General features: G+C 58.6%; 16 protein-coding genes and 1 other annotated feature. Of the genes, 12 read left to right on the top strand and 4 right to left on the bottom strand.

Annotated features, from left to right (window positions below; all coding sequences use genetic code 11):
* Positions 1-257 precede the first annotated feature (257 nt).
* Positions 258-653, top strand: a complete 396-nt coding sequence (locus HPY71_07180) for a PaaI family thioesterase (GenBank protein ID NPV53289.1) — start codon at positions 258-260, stop codon at positions 651-653.
* A 42-nt stretch (positions 654-695) separates the two neighbouring features.
* Positions 696-2,195, top strand: a complete 1,500-nt coding sequence (locus HPY71_07175) for a rhamnulokinase (protein ID NPV53288.1) — start codon at positions 696-698, stop codon at positions 2,193-2,195.
* 153 nt (positions 2,196-2,348) lie between these two features.
* On the opposite strand, the gene HPY71_07170 is transcribed toward HPY71_07175, so the two are convergent.
* Positions 2,349-3,461 (bottom strand): DUF362 domain-containing protein, encoded by a 1,113-nt coding sequence (locus HPY71_07170; GenBank protein NPV53287.1) that lies wholly within the window; start codon positions 3,459-3,461, stop codon positions 2,349-2,351.
* 575 nt (positions 3,462-4,036) lie between these two features.
* Here HPY71_07170 and HPY71_07165 point away from each other — a divergent pair.
* The 8 genes from HPY71_07165 (at position 4,037) to HPY71_07130 (ending at position 12,445) form a co-directional block, all read left to right on the top strand.
* Positions 4,037-4,624 (top strand): MerR family transcriptional regulator, encoded by a 588-nt coding sequence (locus HPY71_07165; protein NPV53286.1) that lies wholly within the window; start codon positions 4,037-4,039, stop codon positions 4,622-4,624.
* 109 nt (positions 4,625-4,733) lie between these two features.
* Positions 4,734-5,086 (top strand) — a binding site (T-box leader).
* Between the two features lie 154 nt (positions 5,087-5,240).
* On the top strand, positions 5,241-6,857 hold the full coding sequence (locus tag HPY71_07160; GenBank protein ID NPV53285.1) for an anthranilate synthase component I: 1,617 nt from the start codon (positions 5,241-5,243) through the stop codon (positions 6,855-6,857).
* Positions 6,858-6,871: 14 nt separating this feature from the next.
* Complete coding sequence (locus HPY71_07155; protein NPV53284.1) at positions 6,872-7,462, top strand: aminodeoxychorismate/anthranilate synthase component II; 591 nt, start codon at positions 6,872-6,874, stop codon at positions 7,460-7,462.
* A 129-nt stretch (positions 7,463-7,591) separates the two neighbouring features.
* Positions 7,592-8,629 carry an anthranilate phosphoribosyltransferase gene (trpD, locus tag HPY71_07150; GenBank protein ID NPV53283.1) on the top strand — a complete coding sequence of 346 codons (1,038 nt, stop codon included), beginning with the start codon at positions 7,592-7,594 and terminating at the stop codon, positions 8,627-8,629.
* Between the two features lie 22 nt (positions 8,630-8,651).
* A complete protein-coding gene (gene trpC, locus HPY71_07145; protein NPV53282.1) occupies positions 8,652-9,497 on the top strand; it encodes an indole-3-glycerol phosphate synthase TrpC in 846 nt (281 codons plus the stop codon).
* A gap of 2 nt (positions 9,498-9,499) precedes the next feature.
* Positions 9,500-10,294: a phosphoribosylanthranilate isomerase gene (locus HPY71_07140; protein ID NPV53281.1), complete on the top strand. Its 795-nt coding sequence runs from the start codon at positions 9,500-9,502 to the stop codon at positions 10,292-10,294.
* A 20-nt stretch (positions 10,295-10,314) separates the two neighbouring features.
* Positions 10,315-11,520, top strand: a complete 1,206-nt coding sequence (gene trpB, locus HPY71_07135) for a tryptophan synthase subunit beta (protein ID NPV53280.1) — start codon at positions 10,315-10,317, stop codon at positions 11,518-11,520.
* A gap of 25 nt (positions 11,521-11,545) precedes the next feature.
* Positions 11,546-12,445 (top strand): tryptophan synthase subunit alpha, encoded by a 900-nt coding sequence (locus tag HPY71_07130; GenBank protein ID NPV53279.1) that lies wholly within the window; start codon positions 11,546-11,548, stop codon positions 12,443-12,445.
* On the opposite strand, the gene HPY71_07125 is transcribed toward HPY71_07130, so the two are convergent.
* Complete coding sequence (locus HPY71_07125; GenBank protein NPV53278.1) at positions 12,375-13,181, bottom strand: site-specific DNA-methyltransferase; 807 nt, start codon at positions 13,179-13,181, stop codon at positions 12,375-12,377. The genes HPY71_07130 and HPY71_07125 overlap by 71 nt on opposite strands.
* A gap of 209 nt (positions 13,182-13,390) precedes the next feature.
* Positions 13,391-13,882: a methylated-DNA--[protein]-cysteine S-methyltransferase gene (locus HPY71_07120; GenBank protein NPV53277.1), complete on the bottom strand. Its 492-nt coding sequence runs from the start codon at positions 13,880-13,882 to the stop codon at positions 13,391-13,393.
* A gap of 419 nt (positions 13,883-14,301) precedes the next feature.
* Between HPY71_07120 and HPY71_07115 the strand changes: the two genes are divergently transcribed.
* A complete protein-coding gene (locus HPY71_07115) occupies positions 14,302-14,604 on the top strand; it encodes a hypothetical protein (GenBank protein ID NPV53276.1) in 303 nt (100 codons plus the stop codon).
* Between the two features lie 222 nt (positions 14,605-14,826).
* A complete protein-coding gene (locus HPY71_07110) occupies positions 14,827-15,126 on the top strand; it encodes an AbrB/MazE/SpoVT family DNA-binding domain-containing protein (GenBank protein NPV53275.1) in 300 nt (99 codons plus the stop codon).
* Positions 15,127-15,355: 229 nt separating this feature from the next.
* Here the strand turns inward: HPY71_07110 and ilvE are convergent, their stop codons facing one another.
* Positions 15,356-16,228 (bottom strand): branched-chain-amino-acid transaminase, encoded by an 873-nt coding sequence (gene ilvE / locus HPY71_07105; protein NPV53274.1) that lies wholly within the window; start codon positions 16,226-16,228, stop codon positions 15,356-15,358.
* Positions 16,229-16,338 lie beyond the last annotated feature (110 nt).

The following is a 16,338-nucleotide window of genomic DNA, read 5'->3' as shown; positions in this document are numbered from 1 at the left end:
TCCATTGTTGCGTCCATTATATCCATTATAAAGGAAAGTCCCGAGTTTCAAGAGTCAAATCACTCCCTAAAAGGATCACGGCTCATTGCTCATCCTCACTGAGCATAGCCATATTATATCATCGTTGCCAGGAATGAAACAAGAGGCATTGAGATAAGGCGGGTTTCCTGTTGCTTTTCCATGCAAAATATGGTATAATTTGTCTAACATCTTATCCTTCATCCTCCCAGGGGGAATATTTCTTGCAGCTTCAGAATATGCAGCTCCAGGATAATGGAAGATGCTTCGCGTGTGGCTCATACAATCCCATCGGCTTGAGATTGGAGTTCAAAAAGGCAGGATCAGGCAGGGTCGCGTGTTGTTTCACGCCCCGGGCGGATTATCAGGGCTATGCGGGCATAACCCACGGTGGTATCATAAGTACCGTGCTGGACGAGGCAATGGCCCATGCCATCATATCGCAGGGTATCGGCGCCGTGACTGCATCGATGGAGGTCCGGTTCAAGGCACCGGTGCCTATCGGCAGTAGCACCACCGTTGAGGGATTGGTTCGTGAAGTAAAGGAGCGCCTGATCCGTGCTGAGGCTCGCCTCACTCTGCCTGACGGCACCGTGGCAGCCGAGGCTGTCGCAAGATTTGTAAGGATAGATTAGCGCTGGTTAAAGATGAATTTCACGAAGGGGTGTTGCGGTATTATGTCATCGATTCTTAAGGTTTTGGCCCTCGACCTTGGAGCCGAAAGCGGCCGCGCCGTTCTCGGGAAATTCGATGGGGAAGGCCTTTCCCTGGAGGAGGTTCACCGGTTCCCCAATGAGCCCGTTCGAATCCCCGACGGGCTCCACTGGGATGTGCTGAGGTTATTTCATGAGATGAAACGGGGCCTCGGGCTTGCAATGCAGAAACATGGAAAGGACCTTGCAGGCCTAGGAGTCGATACCTGGGGTGTGGATTTCGGCCTGCTGGGCCGCGGCGACGTTCTGCTGGGCAATCCCCATCATTACCGGGACCACCGGACGGATGGGGCGGCGGGTGAGGTATTCAAGATCCTGCCTCAGGATGAGATATTCCGGAGGACAGGGATCCAGTTTATGCAGATAAATACCATTTTCCAGCTCTGGGCCATGAAGAGATCAGGCTCGCCTATCCTGGAGATGGCCGAGACCCTCCTGATGCTGCCCGATCTCTTCAATTTCCTCTTCACGGGAAAGAAAGCCAGCGAATTCACGATCGCGACCACATCGGAGCTTTATGACCCGACTGAGGGCGACTGGTCGCGGGCCATCCTTGACGCACTAGGGCTGCCAGGGCACATATTTACGCATATAGTGCAGCCTGGCACGGTTATAGGGCCCCTGGGGCCGTGGGTGGCCCGGGAGATCGGGGCAGGCGGCGAAATCCCCGTGATCGCCCCCGCCGGGCATGATACGGCGTGCGCTGTGGCGGCGGTGCCGGCGCGGCAGGCTGATTACGTATACATCAGCTCGGGCACATGGTCCCTGGTGGGGGTGGAGGTGACCAGGCCCGTAATCAACGAGCTCACCATGACCTTGAATTTCACCAACGAGGGCGGTGTCGCCGGGACGTTCCGCCTCCTCAAGAATGTCACGGGATTATGGCTGGTCCAGCAGTGCCGCCGCGCCTGGGAGCGGGCCGGCGAGGCCCTGACCTATGATCAGATCACCGAGATGGCGCGCCGGGCCAGGCCGCTGGCATCGATAATAGACCCGGATTGCGGGCGTTTCCTCAGCCCCGAAGATATGCCCTCCGAGATCCAGCGCTGCTGCGAGGAAACGGGGCAACCCGTGCCACAGACAAGGGGCGAGATCGTAAGGTGCGCGCTGGACAGCCTTGCCTTGAAGTACCGCTGGGTGGTGGAGAGGCTCGAGGACATCCTCGGGCGGAAGCTGCCGGTTATTCACATAGTCGGGGGCGGGACGAAGAATACGCTCCTGTGCCAGCTTGCCGCCAATGCCACCGGCCGGCCGGTGATAGCTGGGCCCGTCGAGGCGACGGCGATCGGCAACTCGATCATGCAGGCAATGGCGCTCGGGTATATAAGGTCGATCGCCGAGGCGAGGGAGATGGTGCGCAGGTCCTTCCCTCTCCGCGCCTACGAGCCGGTGGCGGCGGAGCGAGGGGCCTGGGACGATGCCTATGAGCGTTTTCTGAAGCTTCTGGAGGCATGCGCCACCTAACTAACTGCTTCATTCGATTCATGTTTCCCCGCGCCTTTCGTTATGGTTAATGTAGGTGTCGATTGCGTCGATTATTTCGACTCAGGCGCGGGGGTTCTTTTTACATCCGCTATGGCAGATAATTCCTTTTCCTTCATTCTTTAGCCCTAGGTCTCATTTCACCTCAAGGAGCTTGTATTGCCTCGTGCCAAGGCCTAGCTTCTCACCGTGAACCAGTTGAATGTGCCAGTCGACACCATGGTGGATCGCGCCGAACTTATCGTCGCTGTTGAGCGACTCCCCCAGCCTGGTGTTTGGCATGCCCGGCGCCGCGTTGACCAGGTCAACGCTCGCCTGGTCGATAGCGACGGGGTCGGTCGATGCCAGGATGCCCTGGTTGGGGACTATGGGCGCGTCGTTCCACGGGGCGCAATCGCAGTCAGGCGAGACGTTCATGACGAAATTCATGAACCCGCATTTCCCCTTCTTCGTGCTCACCACCGCGTAGGCATATTCGGCCATGCGCTCCTGGAACCCGTTGATCTCGGCATCAGTCCAGTTCACCGCTATCGCTTCATCGAGGCAGCTGATGGTGCACTCCGCGCATCCTATGCACTTCGAGTGGTCGATCCTCGCAGGATGCCCGGGCTCAAACGAGATCGCCCCTACGGGGCACCACCTGACGCAGCGCCCGCACATCCGGCACTTCGCCACATCGACCTCCGGCTTCACGCTTGAATGTTGCTCCTGCTTGCCGGCGCGGGACGCAGAGCCCATCCCCACATTCTTTATCGCCCCGCCGAATCCCGACGCCTCATGGCCCTTGAAATGGCTCAGGGCTATCATGGCATCTGCCTCAGCGATCGCAGCCCCGATGCGCGCCTCCTTCACCCTCGGCCCGTTTATAGGGACCTTGACCGTGCTGTGCCCGTGCAGCCCGTCCGCCGCCACAAACGGCGCCCCCACCGTGGCGAAGCTGAAGCCGTTCTGAATGGCGGATATAGCATGGTCGACGGCGTTTGAACGGCACCCGACGTAAAGAGTGTTCGCATCCGTGAGGAATGGTTTCCCGCCCCCCGCCTTAACCTTCTCAACGATCACGCGAACGACAGGAGGCTGGATATAGGCCAAATTGCCGGGCTCGCCGACATGCAGCTTTATGGCGACGAAGTCCCCCTTTTCAATAAGTTCCCCGAACCCCGCGCGATCATATAAAGCGCTCACCTTGTCCAGGATGTTCCTGCCGCTCCGAGTGCGCATATCCGAAAAGTATACATTGCTCGCCAATTACAACCCACCTCTTACTTTCGAGATTCTTGATGCCCAATGTCTCCCTTGTAGCGGTACACGCCCGGCACATCTTCGATATTTTCTTCATATGCGAGTGAATTCCTCCATCCAACGTCAAATGTCTACCTCCCTCTATCCGATTATCGACTGTTCATCATATAATGTTCATCATATGATATCACGGTATCACGCCTGAATTCTGTAGTGCCCATAACATAATACACGCAGGGTTACGTCAAAGCTATGTCGAGAGGGCCATGTCGAGTCACGCCGAGACGCCCATGCCGCCGTGCCAGGGTTTGGCCCGGTGCGCCGACCCAGTGGGTCGGGGATGTGGAGCCACATTCGCAGGCGGCATCGGGCGTAAGTAAGTCGCAAGAGCTGTTTTAGTCACCCCGCTGGGGTTAAGAGCGACTCCTCTGCTTCTCAGCTTTTCAGTTTTTCACCCGGTTTTTCGCGGCTGATTTTTTCGGGTCCGTGAATGATCCCGGAAGGATTCCGAAGGTTCAGTATAGAATAGAAATTTTCATATGTGCCATACACGATACGAACGCGAAAAGAGGGGTGCATGGATGGTGGATGAGAGGGTGTATTCACTCAGAGAGATCGCGGACATGCTCCATGTCCCGGAATCAACGCTGCGGACATGGAGGGACCAGTTTGCAGAATTCGTACCGGCGCGTGGCTCCGGCAAGACGCGAAAATATGGCAACCTGGCTCTCGAGGTATTTCGCCGCATCGCAACCTATCGCGAAAAGGGGTATCAAACGCAAGAGATCGCAGATGCCCTGAACAATGAATTCACTATGACCGTTGAGATCGCAGATAACAGCGAGCGCGAACGCGAGCGAATCGCGAATGCCGCCTCGAGCATGGAGCTCGTCGCTAAGCTTACCGAGGCCTGGGGACAGGTGGCTGTGGCCCTTGAAAACGTGGCCGACCAGAGCGTGAGGCTTGCTGGATTGGAGCAAAAGGTTGAACAGGTCGTGACCGAGACCGAGGCCTCGGACCAGGAGCGCAGGCAGGAGATCCAGGAACTCCGGCGGGCGGTGGAAAGGCATGACAGGGAGCTCGTTCGAATGGCGCGAGAGAGGATGAGTCTTCGAAAATCGTGGTGGTCAAGGGTTTTCGGCGGTAACCAGCATAAAATTGCATATTGACCGCGGCGGAATCCCATGCTATACTACGGTTAAATAGGTCGATACGGATTGTTGTTGATCCAGGATATAGGGTCAGGTAATTGAGGGTTTGTGTGAGTAATTTCAGATAGCAAATGCTATGAACGGGACGAGTAAGTGCCAGTCCACGGTTCAGAGAGCCGGTAGAGTAGGGTGAGATACCGGCCCGCTCGGCGGCAACTGAATGGCCCCGTGAGCTTGAAACCGAAACGCTAGATAGGCGCAGTAGGCCTTCACGGAGCCCCCACCGTTAAAAGGGGGACGGTATCGGACCATTGGGTCCCGTACCTGTAGAGATGGACGATTCATGCGTGCACTGCAGGTTATCCTGTGGCGCTAGCCGTTCCAGCCGGCCAGCGGATGGTGGAATGGTGGCGGTGTAGTGGCATGCGGGATTCGTTCAATTAAGGTGGCACCGCGGAAGTTTAGCCTTTCGCCCTTATTCAGGGCGAAAGGCTTTTTCATTTTGCCGAGGGGGTTTTCAAATATGCCTTACTATAACAATGCTTGTAATACCATCCACCCGGATGAGGGTGAATTCATCAAACTCGCCCAGACCTACCGTGTTGTCCCGGTCTGGTGCGACATACCGGCGGATATGGAGACGCCCATCTCGCTATATCTCAAGCTCAGGAACTCCCCGCTCTCCCAAGGTGCAGGCGGGCGGCCGTCGCCGTCATTCCTGCTCGAAAGCGTTGAAGGGGGCGAGTGGCTCGCACGCTATTCCTTTATCGGCGTCGCACCCAGGGCGGTGATCGCATCCAGGGGGAATGCAATAACCATTGAGGCAGCCGGACCGGAAACTGGACCCGCAGCAATCGGGTCCACAACCGCCCCGGGTGACATAAATCATCCCCTCCAGTTCCTCCGCGGGCTCTTGTCGAATTACCCGGCGGCCCCGATCCAGGGCCTGCCCCGCTTCCACGGGGGCCTGGTTGGCTACCTCGGCTACGATATCGTCAGGTTCATCGAAAACCTGCCGGGGGGGCCGGAGGGTGACGCAGACCTCCCCGACATGCTCCTGATGCTGAGCGACATGGTCATCGCGCTGGATCACGTTACATCTACGGCAAAGGTAATCGTGCTGGCTATGCCCGCCGCAGGCGACCGCCTCGAAGGCCCTGCTGAAGGGCGGGCGCTTGGCGAAACGGTCCTGCGCGAGGTTAAAGCCCGCGCTGCCTATGAACTGGCCTGCAGCCGGATTCACCAGGTGCTCGGCATACTCCAGGGCCGAGACGGCGCAGATAGCGGATTCCACAGGTCGCAAGCACAAGCCAGGGCCAGGGTGGCGGCCGCGCAACTGGCAGGCCAGCCTCCGGCCAGTACGTCGACCGGCAAGTCCCCAGCCGGTACATCGGGCGACGGGATCGAGTCCAATATCGGCCGGGACGAATTCATCTCGGCAGTGAAGAAGGCGAAGGAGCACATCGCGTGCGGTGACATCTTCCAGGTGGTTCTATCTCAAAGGCTCAAGACCAGGCTGGCCGTGGACCCGTTCAACATCTACAGGACACTCCGGAGGCTGAATCCCTCGCCCTACCTCTATTTCCTCGATTTCGGCCGGGTCAAGCTCGTGGGGTCGTCGCCTGAGCTCCTGGTCAGGGTGGAGGACGGCATCGTTGAAACCAACCCGATCGCCGGGACGCGGCCGCGTGGCCGCACCCCCGGGGAGGATGCCCAGCTCGAACGGGAGCTCCTGGCCGATGAAAAGGAGCGGGCTGAACACGTGATGCTCGTCGACCTGGGCAGGAATGATATCGGGAAGGTGGCCCGCCCTGGCACAGTTCAGGTAGCGGACTTCATGAGGGTCGAGCGTTATTCCCATGTTATGCACCTGGTCTCGACTGTACGGGGGGCCCTCGACGCCGGCAAGACCGTTCTCGACGCCTTTGAGGCCTGCTTTCCGGCTGGAACCCTCACAGGCGCCCCGAAGGTCCGGGCGATGGAGATTATCGATGACCTCGAGCCGACGCGGCGCGGCCCGTATGGCGGCGCAGTCGGTCACATCGGCCTCTCTGGGAATATGGACCTGTGCATAGGGATACGCACGATCGTTGTTGATGGGGAGGTGGCCTATGTCCAGGCGGGGGCCGGCATCGTGGCGGATTCCGATCCAGCCAGGGAATACGAGGAAAGCCTGAATAAGGCGCGGGCGTTGATTGTTGCCATACAGGCTGCACAGGAGTCTGCACAGGCTGCGCAGGAATCTGCATGAAGGGAGGGAGCGTCATGATCCTCGTGATCGATAACTACGATTCATTTACATATAACCTCGTCCAGTACCTTGCAGAGATGGGCAGGCAGGTGACGGTATTCCGAAACGATGCGATCTCACTATCCGGGGTGAAGGAGCTCGGGCCTGAGGCCATCATCATCTCCCCGGGCCCCGGCACACCCGATGAGGCGGGCATATCCGTTGAACTCGTTCGCGAGTTTGCCGGCTCCGTGCCCATCCTCGGGGTGTGCCTCGGCCACCAGGCTATCGGAAGGGCCTATTCGGCCAGGATCAAGAGGGCCCCGGCGTTGATGCACGGCAAGACGTCCGTCATAACCCACGATGGGCTCGGCATTTACAGGGGGATAAGCAACCCCCTGGTCGGTGGGCGGTACCACTCCCTGGTGATCGACGAAGATTCCCTTCCGTCCTGCTTGAAGGTGACGGCCAGGTCGGAGGACGGGACCATCATGGGGGTGCGTCACAGGGTATATCCTGTCGAGGGGGTGCAGTTTCACCCCGAATCGGTCCTCACGCCGGCCGGCAAGACAATCCTCCGAAACTTCATATCCCAGTGCGACGACTGCAGCCCGGCTGCTATATAGACCGGCTGTGCCGGGCGCAGGGTGTAGTGACTACTGATATCGCCGCCATCGCCGCCGGGAAGAGTCGGCGGACTTCATAGGCGGACTTTATAAAAGTTGGTATAGAATTTGGAATTTGGAGGGATCGGCATGATCAAGGAATTCATCGCCAAGGCTGTATCCAGGCAGGGCCTCTCAGTTGATGAGGCGGAGGCCGCCATGAATGAGATAATGGGCGGGCTTGCCACGCCTGCCCAGATAGCAGGATATCTCACCGCCCTCAAGGTGAAGGGCGAAACCTGCGACGAGATAACGGGCTCAGCCCGGGCCATGAGGTCGAAGGCCGTGAGGGTCAGGACGAGGCACCCGGTGGTCATAGATACGTGCGGCACCGGTGGGGATGGGGCGCGGACCTTTAATATATCTACGGCCGCTGCCTTTGTCGTGGCGGGCGGTGGCGTGCCCGTCGCCAAACATGGCAACAGATCCGTTTCGAGCATGAGCGGTAGCGCTGACGTCCTGGAGGCCCTGGGCATCAATATCAATCTCTCCCCCGAGGAGGTGGGGCTGTGCATGGACGAGACCGGCTTCGGGTTTCTCTTCGCCCCTCACCTTCATACCGCAATGAAGCATGCGATAGGCCCCAGAAGGGAGCTGGGGATCCCCACTATATTCAATATCCTCGGCCCGCTCACAAACCCGGCCTCGGCGCAGTGCCAGGTGGTCGGGGTGTTCAGCGGGGATCTCGTCGAAACCATAGCCCGGGTCCTGTCGAACCTTGGGGTCCGTCGCGCTCTCGTCGTCCACGGCCGCGATGGCCTCGACGAGATATCCATCTCGGCTGAAACCAAGGTCGCGCACCTGGCGGACGGGGACATCCGCACCTATCATATAAGGCCAGAGGACTTCGACCTGCCCCGGGCCTCCCTGGATGATGTGCGGGGCGGGACGCCCTCCGAGAATGCCGCGATCATAATTGATATCCTTCGCGGAGCTAGGGGTCCCCGCCGCGACATCGTGCTCTTGAATTCAGCCGCAGCGTTTGTCGCAGCCGGGGCGGCGGGTGATATCAGGGATGGGATCGGTCTTGCCAGGGAATCAATCGATTCCGGCCGCGCAATGGAGAAGGTCGAGGAAGTGAAGGGGTTCACGAGGCTACGATGCGCCTTGCAGGCGCAGAGAGCATAGGGGTCAGGGGGGTGATCATATCATGTTCCTGGACGAAATCGCAAGGTATAAGCGGGAGGAAGTGGCCCTGTCGAGGTTGCGGCTTCCCCTTGATGCCCTCCTCTCCAGGGTCGGCGATGGCCCTTTCCGTGGGGCGAGGCGCTTCACGAAGGCCCTCTCGGCGCCCCCGGATGACGGGCGCGTCCATATCATAGCTGAAATAAAGCGAGCCTCGCCGTCAAAGGGGATGATACGTCCCGACCTGGACCCCGTCGAGATAGCCAGGTTGTATCAGGCGCATGGGGCATCCGCCGTCTCGGTACTGACGGAGACCCGGTACTTCCTGGGTGACCCGGGTTACATCGCGAGGGTCAGGGAGGCCGTTGGCCTGCCTGTCCTTAGGAAGGACTTCATAGTCGACCCCTACCAGGTCTTCGAATCAAAGCTGCTGGGGGCGGATGCGATCCTGCTAATCGCGAGGCTCGTCGGGCGGGACCTCGAGGCGTTTGTCACGCTTGCGCACGAGATCGGCCTCGAGTGCCTGGTGGAGGTCCACTCGAGGGATGAGCTCCTGGCCGCCCTCGACACGCCGGCCCGGGTAATAGGCATAAACAACCGGGACCTCGAGACGTTTTCGGTGGACCTGGCAGTAACCTTCGAGCTGGCGCCCCTTGTGCCCGGGGATAGGGTTGTGGTGAGCGAGAGCGGCATCTGGACGAGCGAGCACGTCGAGATGGTGGCGAGGTCAGGCGTAAGCGCCATCCTTGTGGGCGAATCCCTGATGCGAGCGCCCGATGTGGGCGAGAAGCTGAGAAGCCTGAAGGGCCTGCCCGCCGCCAGCAGGAGGCTGCAGCAGCCTCCGCTGAAGGGGGCCGGGGGAGTCCCATGAACATGAACGCGTGCGGAGGCAGGCCGGAACTGGGCTCTCGCGGGGGCCGGGTATGGATCAAGATATGCGGGGTATCGGATATTGAAACGGCCCGGATTGCGGCAGGATGCGGGGCTGGCGCTATCGGCTTCGTATTCGTGGGAAGGAGCCGTAGGTACATCCCGCCCGGGCTCGCCCGGCAAATCTCATGCGGCCTTCCGCGTAATATCGAGAAGGTAGGCGTCTTCGTCGACGAGTCCCCCGCCCGGGTTGCGGAAATCGCCAGGTTTTGCGGGCTCGACCTCGTCCAGCTGCACGGCGGGGAAAGCCCCGAATACTGCAAGGCGCTCAGCCTCCCCATTATAAAGGCATTCAGGGTTGAGAGTAGTGCCCGCGGTGGGCCGGAGCCGGAGCGGGAGCCAAGGCCCGGGCTCGAGCCGGCGAGGGAGCTTCTCGGGGCCATGGATCAATATGCTGCCCTGCCTAATGTGGCCCGTTTCCTCCTCGATGCCTATGTTCCTGGCAATCCGGGCGGGACGGGGAGGATCTTTGACTGGATAGTTGCCGCCTCGGTCGTGGGCCAGGCGCGCCGTCCGGTCATCCTGGCAGGAGGCCTCGCCCCTGAGAATGTTGCGCACGCCATAAAGGTTGTCCGGCCATTTGGCGTGGATGTATCGAGCGGGGTTGAGACCTGCGGCAGGAAGGACCATGAGAAGATACGGCGGTTCATCGAGGAGGCTGAAGGCGCACCGCCTGAAGCTTGCGTTGACCTTGAGCAGCTCAAGGCGAATTCACAGGAAGGAGAACCAGCAACATGATCGCCAGCGTGATGAGAGCAATGAGAGATAGCAACGCCCTCCCGGCCAGATTCGGTCCGTTTGGAGGGCAATATGTGCCGGAGACCCTCATGCCTGCGCTCAGCCAGCTCGAGGAGGCCTACCTGGCGGCCAGGTCCGATGGGCCATTCCAGCAGGAATTCGAATATTACCTGCGGTGCTATGCGGGACGACCGACGCCCCTTTACTTCGCCGAGGGCCTGACGCGACGCTACGGGAGGGCCAGGATCTATCTCAAGCGGGAGGACCTGGCCCACACCGGCGCCCATAAGATCAACAACGCCCTGGGCCAGGTGCTGCTCGCAAGGCGCATGGGCAAGACGAGGATCATAGCGGAGACAGGTGCCGGGCAACACGGCGTGGCCACGGCAACAGCCTGTGCGAAATTCTCCATCCCCTGCGCCGTGTACATGGGCGAGGAGGATATCGAGCGCCAGAGGCTGAATGTCTTCAGGATGCGGCTGCTGGGCGCGGAAGTAATCCCTGTATCCCAGGGAAGCCGCACGCTGAAGGATGCGATCAACGAAGCGATACGCGACTGGGTGACAAACGTGGCCACGACCCATTATGTAATAGGCTCGGTGGTCGGGCCTCACCCCTACCCAACAATGGTCCGGGACTTCCAGTCAGTTATCGGCAGGGAAACCAGGGAACAGGTCCTCGCAATCGAGGGAAGGTTGCCATCCTATTTGGTCGCCTGCGTGGGCGGGGGCAGCAACGCCATGGGTTTCTTTCACCCATTCGTGAATGACTCAAACGTCAGGTTTATAGGCGTTGAGGCCGCAGGGCTGGGCATCGAGACGGGCAAGCACGCAGCAACGCTCACAGCCGGGAGCCCCGGGGTGCTGCACGGGGCCAAAAGCTTCCTCCTCCAGGACGACGATGGTCAGGTCTTGCCCGCATATTCCATATCAGCCGGCCTCGATTACCCAGGGGTTGGGCCCGAGCATGCATATTTCAAGAAAACCGGGCGGGCGACCTACGTTTCAGCCACCGATGAGGAGGCCGTGGATGCGTTCCTGATGCTCTCAAAGATCGAGGGGATCATACCTGCGCTCGAGAGCTCGCACGCCATAGCGTACCTAGATAAACTCCTGCCGCAGACAACGCCCGGTGATATAGTCGTCGTTTGCCTCTCCGGGCGCGGCGACAAGGATGTCGAGACAGTGGAAAAAGCCATGCAGGCCATGCAAGGATGTATTCGATGATGCAAGGACAAGGAGTGAGGGCGTTATGAGTGAGAATACCGCCACGGACTCGAGGCTTCAGAGGAGATTCAGGGAGCTACGTGCTCAGAACAAAAAGGGTCTGATCATATACATCTGCGCCGGGGACCCAGACATCCACACAACATTCAACCTTGTGAAGGAGATATCAAGGGCGGGAGCCGATGTCATCGAGCTTGGCATACCCTTCTCAGACCCGCTCGCCGACGGCCCTGTGATCCAGGCGGCCTCCACGCGCGCCCTGGCCTCCGGCACAAACGTAGGGAAGATATTGTCCCTTGTGGATTCCTTGAGATATGAGGAGGACCTTCCCGAGATTCCCCTGGTCCTGATGACCTACCTTAACCCGATCTACCGTTACGGCCTCGCTGAATTCGTCAGGGATGCCGCAGCCGCCGGCGTTGACGGCCTCATAGTCCCCGACCTCCCAGCGGGCGAAGAGGAAAGCACCGCGCTCATCAACGCCATGGCGGGACTCCGCCCTTCTGTGGATCTCATCCCCCTGGTCGCGCCGACCAGCACCGAGGAGCGAATCCGGGCGGCGGCAGCCATCGCTCAGGGCTTTATATATTGCGTATCCCTGACGGGGGTTACGGGCACGAGAGATTCTCTATCCGCAGAGCTGGAGGGCTTCATAGGCCGCGTAAGAAGCCTGACGGATAAGCCGCTCGCGGTGGGCTTCGGAATCTCGAGGCCCGAGCACGCCCGCCGGGTGGCCCGCTACGCCGATGCAGTGATAATCGGGAGCGCGGTAGTCAAGGCCATCCACGAGGCGACCATGAGCATGGGCACCGGACCTGACGCGCTGGCCAGCGTCCGCGCGGTTGTGGAGGGGTTCAAGAATGCAATCGCCGCGTTCGGGCAATCGCCTCCGCAAAATAGTCGGGGTCTATCTCGAAACCGATAAACGACTTCCCCAGCCGCGCGCAGGAGATGGCGGTATTCCCGATCCCCAGGAACGGGTCCATCACGAGGTTACAGCGATCGAGGCCGTGTAGCTTGATGCACATCTCCGGAAGCCTGGGCGGGAATGTAGCGGGGTGTGGCCGCTCATCATCGCGGCTCCGTATGGTCTCATATGGGATGAACCATGTATTGCCGCGGCACCTGAGGTCCCTCGCGCTGCCATCGCGGCTCCAGCGGGCGACATTGGACTTGTCCTGGTATGGGACGCCTATCGAGAGCCTGTCCAGCTCGACGTCGCCTGATTTTGTCAGGTGAAAGATATATTCATGACAATCGTTCAAAAACCGGTCGCTGTTGATGGGTTTATAATGCCCGACGGATATGTCGCACCCGGTGCCGGGGTAATTCCCCATATCCTCCCGGGCTATAGCTATCGACTTAATCCAGTGGATTACATTCTGGAGACAGAAGATATCCCGCAGGGCGCCGAGCACCTCGAAGGGCACCCAGGGGTCTGTTGGCTTGGAGCCTATATTCAAGAAAAACGAACCCCCGTCCGCGAGCACACGTTTCACGGCTGAGGCCCAGCTCCGCGTCCATGACAGGTACCTATCCCGGTCTATCGTGTCATCATACCTGCCGTATTTCACCCCGAGATTATATGGAGGGGATGTCACTACAACGTCAACCGACCCGGGCGAGAGCCGTTTTGTCATCCCCTCCAGGCAATCCTCCATGAAGAAGCTCAGGCTTGCATCCGAGCCCGGGAGCGATATCACCTCCTCTATTACCTCTGTTGCTGTTACCTTTATTGCCCCCTGGGCCCCCTGTGCTGTCTCCCGCTCAATTGCTCCCTGATTACTCATACTATTACTCATATTATCCATCAAGTCCTGGCCTCCCCCAAAAGTAGTCTGCATGGGGGTCCGGTTGGGCACTACCCCTACTACCTTGAAGTCATGCAACGAGCCTCCAGGTCCAGAAGGTGCCTCTTCAACTCGAGTCCGCCCCCATAGCCGACGAGGCTTCCCCCGGCCCCGATTACGCGGTGACATGGTATGATAATCGGGACAGGGTTGGCCCCACTTGCCGCGCCCACCGCCCTTGCACCCCCGGGCCTTCCGATGGCCGCTGCGATCTCACCATAGGTGGCCGTCCTGCCGTAAGGAATTCCGGCTATCTTGCGCCACACAGCCCGCCTGAAATCGCTGCCGCGCATATCGACCGGCGCGGAAAAGGTACTGAGCCTGCCCGAAAGGTAGGCATTGATCTCGGCGATCGCGAGAGCGTTGATGCCGCCCGCCCCTTCACCGTCCTCCTCGTCCTGGCCGAGGCCCTCCCCAGCAAATACCCTGCGCAGCCAGGCAAAGAACTCGGCCTCAGGCTCAGTCGGCAGGAGGAGCCTGACGACCCCCTCCTGTGACGAGGCCACCAGCATGCGCCCAATACTCGTTTCGAAACCTGAATACAAAACCAAGGCCCTCCCCCGCTTCCCTTGCAGCGCTGAGATCCAGAGTCCGAATTCGCGTGGCATCTACCCGGATCATCTCATCATGATGCCACCTGATCATGCCACCCGGCACCACCCATCCCCATCCTACTGGCATCCTACCTGGCACACCTGACAAATTCGCTAGATCTGTGACCTTCTCCTTCTGGCATTCTCGTGCAGGTCAATCATTACTAATCCTTGATTCTAGTGGCATATGGCATAGCAGTTGGCGAAAACCTCAAGCGAAATATGGGCATGCTAAATATCAATACTATCTAGACTAAGCGGTGGTGACCAGCTTGAATGGTCATAGATTTCCATTTAAATTTTCTTCCCGCGCATCAGCCTGCCTGTTGTTCCTGGTTATGATGCTATTAATTATTGTAGCCTCGCCGGGGCTCGATATTGCGGATTTCGGGGGGGAAATACCGGAGATCAATTTGCCCAATTTGCCCCAGGATCTCCGGCATTCTGATAACCAGCAACGTGAATACCCATATTATGAGATATATGACCAGGATACCCTGGAGTTTCTCATGGTGGTCGATTTCCGCGTCTACCCCGGAGACGAGTTTGTAACGCCCGACAACAGGCTCTTCCACGTTAATTACGTAGAGGGGAATAGGGCGTATGCAGCCTTTGTCAGGCGGGTGAGGCTCACCAAATAAGGGATACCACCCGGCGCCACGCGCTCATGCGTCCACCCACTGCACTTGTAGTATACATTCGTAAGGCGGCGGTATATCCTATAATAATTATTTTACAAAAAAGTAATTTTTTGTCTCGAATATTCCCGAAACCCCTTGATTTACCCCATATATTCTATATAATGGAAGAAGTAAAGACCCGCCAATACCAACCATAATAATATATGAAAGGAGAGGACCCCGTTGGATACTAGTCCATGCATACCAGGGGAGCAGGAAGAAGAAAGCGCAGGAAGAGATGTATCAAGGGAACGGATAAAGATGTTCACTGACGGGTCGATCGAAATACCCCTCCATATGAGGGAGAAACTTGGCATCCAGGCATGGGATGACATCCTCTTTGCCATCGAGGGCGAGGCGATTGTAATTACGAAGGCAACCGCCCCACAGGTAAGGGCTGCTGAGCCCCATAGCTTTTACCTTGCTGATAATACAAGGGGCAGCACCTGCTGTGTCGACACTATAGATGAAAAATCTCATTAAAATATATTGAATATAGGGTCCAAAGTTGCTGTTTAAAAATGTAAGCCATGTAATCACCGCAGCAATCACTCGAAAGATGCAACCCAGCAATCAGAAGCGGGGTGCCCCCTCAGGGGCACCCCCTGACGGGGTCCCCCTATTTCCCCCTTCGCATTGCCTTCTGCATTGCCTTCTGTAGGGTCCCGCTGACGCTGCAAGGACCACGCCTAGACGCCCGGTGTGCGCTGGCTCAGTATATCTCCCGGCCTTCAGACCGCGTGAGCTTCCGGAACTCCTCGAGCAGCCTTGCCGTGACGGGCCCACACTTGCCGCTCCCGATTACGCGATCATCAACCCTGGTGACCGCGATCAGCTCGGCCGCGGTGCCGGTCAGGAAGCACTCATCAGCGCCGTACACATTGAACAGGGTGATCTCCTTCTCCTGGAACGGTATGCCCAGCCTGGTGCAAATGTCCATAACGGCCCGCCGCGTGATGCCGTCCAGCGCCCCCACATAGATCGGCGGGGTTATGACCGCACCATCCTTGACTATGAATATATTGTCCCCCGTGCACTCGCAGACGAGGCCATTCTCGTTCAGGAGCAGGGCTTCGGGCACGCCGGCATTGTTGGCCTGTATCTTGGCCAGGATATTATTGAGGTAGTTCAGGGATTTTATCTGAGGGTCGATGCTTGCGGGGCTATTTCGCCGCACCGACGATGTTATTATGGACATCCCGTTCTCATACATCTCGTCAGGATACAGGGAGATGGAGTCCGCGATGATGACGATGGTCGGCTCGGGACACTTCGTTGGGCTCAGCCCCAGGTCGCCCGTGCCGCGCGAGACCACAAGCCTTATATAGCAATCCCTGAGCCCGTTCCTGCGAATGGTCTCGAGCATGGCCTCGGTAAGGTCTTCCTTCGACATGGGAATCTCGAGGGCTATCGCCCTGGCCGAGTCAAAGAGCCTGTCGATATGCTCCTTGCACTTGAACACGCGCCCGTTATACGCCCTTATACCCTCGAAAACCCCGTCGCCATAGAGATAACCGTGATCAAAAACCGAGACTTTAGCCTCGGGTTTGGGATAGAAGCTGCCATTTATGTAGACCCATTGCATCTCAAGAATAGCTCCTCTCCTCAAGATTCAAGAATTAAGTCTCATGATACCACCGCACCGGGGTGATGTCAATGGCACGGGTGGGGTAGTGGGGTATGGGGCATGAGAAC

Source organism: Bacillota bacterium, assembly GCA_013178125.1.
Taxonomy (GTDB): domain Bacteria; phylum Bacillota; class SHA-98; order Ch115; family JABLXJ01; genus JABLXL01.
The sequence above is the reverse complement of the archived record's forward strand: the minus strand, read 5'-3'. Positions and strand labels throughout refer to the sequence as shown.